Source organism: Gloeocapsa sp. DLM2.Bin57 (assembly GCA_007693955.1).
In the GTDB taxonomy this organism is placed as follows: Bacteria; Cyanobacteriota; Cyanobacteriia; order Cyanobacteriales; family Gloeocapsaceae; genus Gloeocapsa.
The window spans coordinates 1-7,592 of record RECR01000020.1; the positions used below are offsets into that span (position 1 = coordinate 1).

General features: G+C 38.4%; 4 protein-coding genes. 1 reads left to right on the forward strand and 3 read right to left on the reverse strand.

Going from position 1 to position 7,592, the window contains the following annotated elements:
- Nucleotides 1–110: 110 nt before the first annotated feature.
- The 3 genes from EA365_00515 to EA365_00525 all read right to left on the reverse strand — a co-directional run bounded on the left by EA365_00515 (nucleotide 111) and on the right by EA365_00525 (nucleotide 3,861).
- Nucleotides 111–1,232 (reverse strand): hypothetical protein, encoded by a 1,122-nt coding sequence (locus tag EA365_00515; GenBank protein TVQ49259.1) that lies wholly within the window; start codon nucleotides 1,230–1,232, stop codon nucleotides 111–113.
- Nucleotides 1,232–2,254 (reverse strand): MoxR family ATPase, encoded by a 1,023-nt coding sequence (locus EA365_00520; GenBank protein ID TVQ49260.1) that lies wholly within the window; start codon nucleotides 2,252–2,254, stop codon nucleotides 1,232–1,234. The genes EA365_00515 and EA365_00520 overlap by 1 nt, the downstream gene beginning before the upstream one ends.
- A 71-nt stretch (nucleotides 2,255–2,325) precedes the next feature.
- Nucleotides 2,326–3,861 carry a hypothetical protein gene (locus EA365_00525; protein ID TVQ49261.1) on the reverse strand — a complete coding sequence of 512 codons (1,536 nt, stop codon included), beginning with the start codon at nucleotides 3,859–3,861 and terminating at the stop codon, nucleotides 2,326–2,328.
- Between the two features lie 201 nt (nucleotides 3,862–4,062).
- Here EA365_00525 and EA365_00530 point away from each other — a divergent pair, with 201 nt between their 5' ends.
- Nucleotides 4,063–7,344, forward strand: coding sequence for a zinc-ribbon domain-containing protein (locus EA365_00530; GenBank protein ID TVQ49262.1), 3,282 nt, complete (start codon nucleotides 4,063–4,065; stop codon nucleotides 7,342–7,344).
- The last annotated feature ends 248 nt before the right edge of the window (nucleotides 7,345–7,592 follow it).

Here is a 7,592-nt window from a genome sequence, read left to right on the forward strand (position 1 = left end):
TAATTAAAAAAGTGGGGATGGGCATCGCCTCACTCAAAAACGGTCAATCATCTCTTAAGGTGAAAGACAAGAAGCCTACAGCGTAATCTTTGATTCGGTGTAGGAGTATGTCACTTAATTAATCTGACTACTTCCCCAAAAGGAAATCCCTGATTATCCAATCCACCTGGAGTAACCACCCAGAGCACTGGTAAACTAGGAGCATATTGCGGAAAATCACCATAACCATCGGTAAGGTAAACACACACACCCTCTAAAGATACATCTCTATGTTTTTCCACAGCAGTAAAAAAAGGAATAAAAGATGTACCCCCACCCCCTCTTGGTTTAGGTAAATCATTATTGGGTTTTAATTGATAAGGTCCATAAATAGCAGCATCGGCATAGTATAATTGACAATTAAGATGAGGATAAGATCCTAAAATCCCCAATAACTCACTATAAAAACTCTTCATCTGCTCATTACTAATCGAACCACTAGTATCAATAGCCACAAAAACCTGTACTGACTCACCTAGTAACATTTCTAGATATAAACCTTGACCAATAAAACGGCGATCGAATCCTTGGAAATCAGTAGGAGTTTGCACAAGATAACGCCAGAGATAGGTACGCCAATCTATTTGGGCTTGGGCTAATTCTCCCAATTGTCGTTCTATACCCGCGGGTAATTTCCCCTGGTTAGTGGTACGAGCTATTACCGCAGCCTGTTGTAAAGCATCGTTCCAATAAGCCTTTAAATCCTTTTGTTGCTGAGTAGATATTGATTCGGGAGCATTGTTAACCTGAGAACTAGCTAACAAATCAGACATAGATAATTCAAACTTACATTGATCACCCTGTTGTAATAATAACTCATAAATTTCCTCAACGCTTTTAGTTTCCCACTCTGGATAACGAATACCTCCTGGAGGTAACTCATAACTAGTATCTTGCACAATTAAACCGTTAACCACGATATCAGCAGCAATATTCCACAATCTAGGCTCTCTTTCTTTACGTCTAATATTATGTAACAAAGCTGCGTGTAATAACTCGTGAACAATTAAACCATCTTGTTGATTAGGAGGTAAATTAGCGAGAAAATCAGGGTTATAAAAAACCACCTTACCATCAGTAGCTGCGGTATCCAAATTAAATGTAGGTTTAAATTCAGCAAACAAAGATAAAGTAGCAAAAAAAGGAGATTTAGTGCGGATTCTTAACCGTGAGATAGTGATTGCGTCTTCCATTAAATTACTTTAATAATATCTCTAAAATCTTGAAAGAAATTAGCTAATCTTGGATCTTTCTTAATCAAAGCAGCTAAAGCACCTATTTCCCCTTTATTACGCATTTGACGCAATAAATCAACCGCAAATAATTGCACCCATTCAGCAGTTGCTTGAGTATTGAGCCATTGAAAAGCGTTGATAGCTTGTTGTGCAGTGGTTGCTCTCATAGTTAAACCAATAGTAGTAGCATAACGGTTAGATGGTTCTTGAGGAAATTTAATCTGAGCACCATTACCGTTTAAAATAGCCTGTAGATTAGGTAAATTTGTATATACAGCCAAAAAAGCTTGAAATTCAGCTTGAGCACCTTCTCCTACCGCAGGGGTAATATCCATTTGACACCGATGCAAATTACTAGCCATTTCCCAAGTGCGTGGAGAGGGCCAAGCGTGAGTCTGAGAGTCCAATTTATGCAATAATTCCGTACGATAAGAAAGAAAAGCGATAATTTGCTCATGAAAATTACGATCCAAGGCGTAAGCTTTAAAACTATCAAAATCAACCGTAACCTCAAGGTGTAAAAAACGATTAGCTAAAGGTGCAGGCATTTCAAAAACACTTGCTCTATCTTCTTTGCGGTTACCTGCGGCCCAAATAAACCAATCTCGGGGAACTTCATAAGCTCCTACCTTTCTATCTAAAATCAGTTGTTGAGCTACTCCCTGCATGGTAGGAGGGGCCATATTCAACTCGTCGAGAAAAAAAATCCCTTTACCGCTACGAGGTAAAAACTCTGGAGGATACCATGTAGATGTACCTTGATTGTTATTTGTTTCTTTTACCGCTACGGGTAATCCCCTTAAATCAGTTGGGGCTAATTGGGAGAGACGTACATCAATAAAATCTAGCTGGTTTTCTTGAGCAACTTGAGCAACAATGCTAGATTTACCAATACCTGGAGCACCCCAAATCATTGTACTAATTTGCAGTTGATTTTTAATGATATTAGTTAAATACTTTTTAAGTGTTTCAGAAGTCATTCAATGTGCATTATCTAAATACTCATACTTGATTATATCTCCAAATGTAGTAATAGCGCTCATGAAACGCTCTACAGGAGTTGTTTTAAGCTTTCGCGACGTACATAATAATCAGAATCAGTTGCTAATTTTCTTAAAATATCCTTGGGGGTATGAGGATTAGCCGCTACAGAGCTACGAACACCATCATAAGAATCATTGGCTAATATTTTTAAAATATCTATGGGAGTATGGAGATTAGCCGCTACATAACGGCGAGCACCATCATAAGAATCATTGGCTAATATTATGAAAATCTCCCGTAAGGTATAGAGATTCTTCCCTATACCATAAAAATCATCTAATAACATTGTTAAAATATCCTTGGGGGTATTAGGATTAGCGGCTACCCAAAAACGAACATTTTTCTCAGAATCATCTAATAACATTGTTAGAATATCTATTGAAGTATGAGGATGAGCAGCTACACGAATACGAACATCTTTGTCAGAATCATTGGCTAATTTTCTTAAAATATCTTTGGGGGTATGAGGATTAGCAGCTACATGAAGACGAATATATCTCTCAGAATCAGTTGCTAATATTGCTAAAACATCTTTTGATGTATTAGGATTTCTGGCTACCCGAGTACGAACATTATCATCAAGATCAGTAGCTAACATTGTTAAAACATCTGTTGGAGTATGAAGATTATCCGCTACATCACTACGAACTTCTGTACTAGAATCAGTTGCCAGATTTTCTAATATACTCCTAGGAGTATGAGTATTCCTCGCTACTTGATATCGAACATTTTCCTCAGAATCAGTAGCTAACATTTCTAAAATATTTACAGGAGTATTAAGGTTAAAGGCTACTATAGCTCTCACTCCTGAATCATAATGAGTAGCCAATTGAGATAAAACCTCAACAGGAATATTTCGACTTCGATAATATTGACTATATAATTCTTCTTGCTCTTGTATTTCTGAAGTTGCTTGAGGGTTTCTTGAAGCGCTAAAACGAACACTATCCCGAGAATCAGTTACCAGAATGGTTAATATATTAACAGGAGTATGGAGATTTTTAGCTATTTGTTCACGAACAATCCAATAAGAGTCAGTTGCCAAAATTTCTAAAATCTTTACAGGAGTATGGGGATTAGCCGCTACATAACTGCGAACACTGCAATCAGAATGAGTTGCCAGACTTGCTAAAATATTGACAGGAGTATGGGGATTAGCTGCAACAGCATAAAGTACCTTTTCTCTCTGATCATGATTGACTACCCATTGTTTAAAACTATCGGGTACAGTTGCTAATTGCATCAGACTAATTAAGGTCTCTTCTGGCATTTCCCCTAGTAAATTAGGATTTTCTAGCAATAATAAATCAAAGACTGGATTATCTAACATTTCCTGGGGGAATTCAGCCCCTAATCTAAATAATGTTTCTGTGGGGGTATTGGGATTAGCTGCAACTATTTGACGGATTGATTGATTATTATCCTGAGCAAATTTAGTTAATAATTCAGGTGGACAAACGGGATTAGCTGCTATGCTAGTTACTAATTCTGGATTATTTTGGGCTAATTCCCTTAACTGTTGAGGATCACTCATTTCTAACATTGCTTCTTCTTAGGATGTGGTTTTTTTCTCTTCTCTAACAATATTAACTTGCTTAAATAATTTTTTAAGATTGCACATCAGCAGCAACAAGAGAGAGAGTAAACACTGGTTGCAGCCTAATCAGTACATACGCAACCGTAAAAAATCCTGAAAATATTGTATAATCGTACTATTAAATGTTGTTAAGTAACCTAGATAATTATGCCCCCACAAGTAGAAGAAAAAAGTATGGTTCCCACTGTGCTAGTGGGTATAGGTGGAACAGGCGCAGAAGTGTTAGCTAGAGTAAGACGTCTAGTAGAGGAAACCTATCGAGATTTAGATAAATTTCCCATTATCAGCTTTTTATTAATAGATACAGATAGAGACTATAAGGTTACAAATCCCGAAGCATCAGGAACAAGTTTTAAAGACTATGAGAAACATTGGGCGAGAGTAACAGGAAGAGACGTAGAAGCAATTATCAGCAATATAGATAATTATCCCTGGATTAATGATTGGTTTCCTAGTGAATTAGAGCGCAATATTACCAGTTTAGAAGCAGGAGCAGGACAAATACGCCCTTGTGGTCGTTTTGCCTTTTTCTTTAACTATAGCCAAATCAGGGAAAAATTTCTCAGCGCCATAGCTCGAATCAAGGGACATGAAACCTATATGCAGGATAATTATGGCATCAAAGTAGCAGGAAACGGTATCAACGTCTTTGTTACAGGTTCACTCTCAGGAGGAACAGGAAGCGGGATGTTAATAGATATGGGTTATTGTCTCAGACATTGGTTAAGAAGCGAAAGTAGCGCCCTCTTGACAGCCATAGTACCAACACCAGAAGCATTTAAAGCGATTAAAGTAGGCGATCGCGTCTTAGCCAACGGATATGCAGCCATGATGGAATTAAGCTACTTCTCCGACGAAAGAACCGAATATGTAGCCCAATTCAGTAGCAGTCTGAGTGACGAAATCCGCAGCTATAAACCACCCTTTGACTTTACCTATCTAGTAGGAACAAAAAACAGCAATGGTAATGACTTTAACTTAGGTCAAATCAGAGAAATGATCGCTCAAAACATCTTTCTAGACATGACCTCAGACTTTGCCGCCCATAAACGATCCATCAGAGATAATATTAAAGGAGCATGGGCAGAAAAAGACCCAGGAGGAAGAGGATACTCTAAACAATTTATGAGTTTCGGTTTATCTAGTGTGGAAATTCCGATCGCTCATATTCGGACTTGTTTAGGTTATCGTCTAGGGAAAGACTTTATTAACTGGTGGTTAAACGACCAAGCCATTCTCCCCCCGGAAATGTTACAATTAGTCCGTAACGAACACCTTAAACCTATACGTCTCAACGATAACGAACTAGTCGCCGATTTAAGCGCAGCCAGCGATCGCTCTTATATACAAGTAATCTCAGAATGGGTGAACAGTCTTCGCGATGAAATTAACCGCGAGAACTTACTACAATGCACCGCTCAAGGTGTAAATATGATGGGTCGTGAAACAGGGAAAATTCTCCAACTAATCAATTATCTTAAACCTAAAGTAGAAGAATATCGCGCCGAACATTTCCGGGAATTAAGCCCAGATGAAAGACTACACGGAGATTATCTGAAAAAAATCTATAGTAATCGAGATAATGCCATTATTCAAGGTAAAAAAGCCCTAGAAGAACAAGTTTACGCTATCTTACAGGATAGAACCAGAGGACCAAAATACGCCGACGCTTTCTTTGTCACAGTTCGTCAAATCTTCGCCGATACAGTAGAAAAATTTCGCCGCGAACAAGATCAAATCTTCGCTACCAACGAAATTAATCGCCGAGATGACTATGAAAAAGCGATCGCCGAAATCAACGAATTTAAAGATAAATTTGGCATCTCCAAAAAAGATAAAATGGAGCAATACTGTAACCAAGCCCTACAAGGTTTAGAAGGTAATTTCATCGCCATTATTCAAAGAAAAACCCGAGCCGCCGGATTACAAGTAATCGAAAAGTTACTAGAACATTTAGATCAGCTAGAAACCAAGTTCAAACGTTGGCAACAAAAACTGATTATCATGCGGGATATCTTTGATCAACAAAGTAATAGTCAAGCAGATAGCGCCGATGCTTTAGTAATCAACGGTATAAAACTCTACGATCGCGCTGAATTAAACCAATTATACGACGACTTCCTCGAAAAACTAGCAGGAGCAACTTCAGGAACAAAAAGCCTTAGAGAAATAGGCTTAGACTCAGTCTGTAATACAATGTCTGGAGAAGTGTTACCCAAACTTAGCCCCATTTGGCAAGAAAATCGCCCTAGTAACCAAATAATGCGCCTCTTCGATTTTGCTAGTATTCCCGATATTAAAGACGAAGACGTCCAAGAAATCATCTTTAACCAAGCCAAAACACGTATCGAAACCGCCCCAGAAAATAGCCGTCTCAAAACCGACTTAGCAGCTTGCGATCGCCTCTTAAAAATCTACAACGACGACGCTGTGATTAGAAACAATCTCAGAATCGCCTACAACCAATCTAACCCCCTCATCAGTTTAAGTAAAAGCGTGATGCAAGGACAAGACGCAGGATTTGTCCCCGCTATTAATCAAAACGTGGCTATTGTTGGAGGAGCAAACACCACCGATATTGGCGCTCAAAAAATCCTCCCTAAGTTAGCAGAATTTGTCTCTAATAAAGACGATATCAAACCCCTAGGCGAATTAGAGCGTCACCGCATCGTTTTTGTTCAAGAAATAGGTGGTTTCTCCCTACGTTGTATCGAAGGAATGAGAGAACTACGTCAATCTTATTTAGATTGGAAAGGTCAATATATCATCGCTAAACGCGCACAACAAGAAGGTAAAAGCCGTGACTTACCCATACCAGTACACATGGAAAAAAATCCTGTGTTTTGGGATATCTTCCCCGAGGATGACTATATCTTTAAACTCGTGGTTTTAACTCGTGCTCTTAAAATACTTCGCAAAGATGTCAATCAAAAAACCAAAGAACCAATTATTCGCTATAGCAAACAAACCGTCATTGGCTCACAAAATGTAGATCTAGCTTCCACTTGGCAAGAAGTTATAGCAGTTTTAGAAGTTAAAAGCTGTCGGGAAGATCGCCTAGAAATTGAACGACAACTCAATCAAAAATTTCATGACTGTGAAACAGACAGCGAAAAACAAGCTCTCTATCTAGAATTATTAGCTTATCTAGAACAAAGAGCAACAGACTTAATCAAACAAGGAGGTAAAGATAGTCCCGAATATAAACGAGAAGCACAAATTATTCAAGACGAAATCCTCGCTCGTAAATTAAATACAGGAGCAACCATACCTACTACTGTACCTATAGTTAAACCCGAACCAGTTCCTGTAACCACCAATGGGGTACAAACGCCCCCTACCCGTACTCACGTTTTTTGTACTAAGTGTGGACAACAAAACCCCATTGAGGCTAATTTCTGTTCTAAATGCGGGAATAAACTCAAGTAATTCAAATTAGAGCAATGATTCCAGAAACAATGGTACAACCTTCTTATTGGGTTGAAAAAGGCATAAACATTGAATTGGTGCAAAATCTTTACTTGTTTAAATTTGCTCCTGATTTGCAGGATCGTTTAGATAGTGTGACATACTCCTACACCGAATCAAAGATTACGCTGTAGGCTTCTTGTCTTTCACCTTCAGAGATGATTGACCGTTTTTGAGTGAGGCGATGCCCATCCCCACTTTTTTAATTA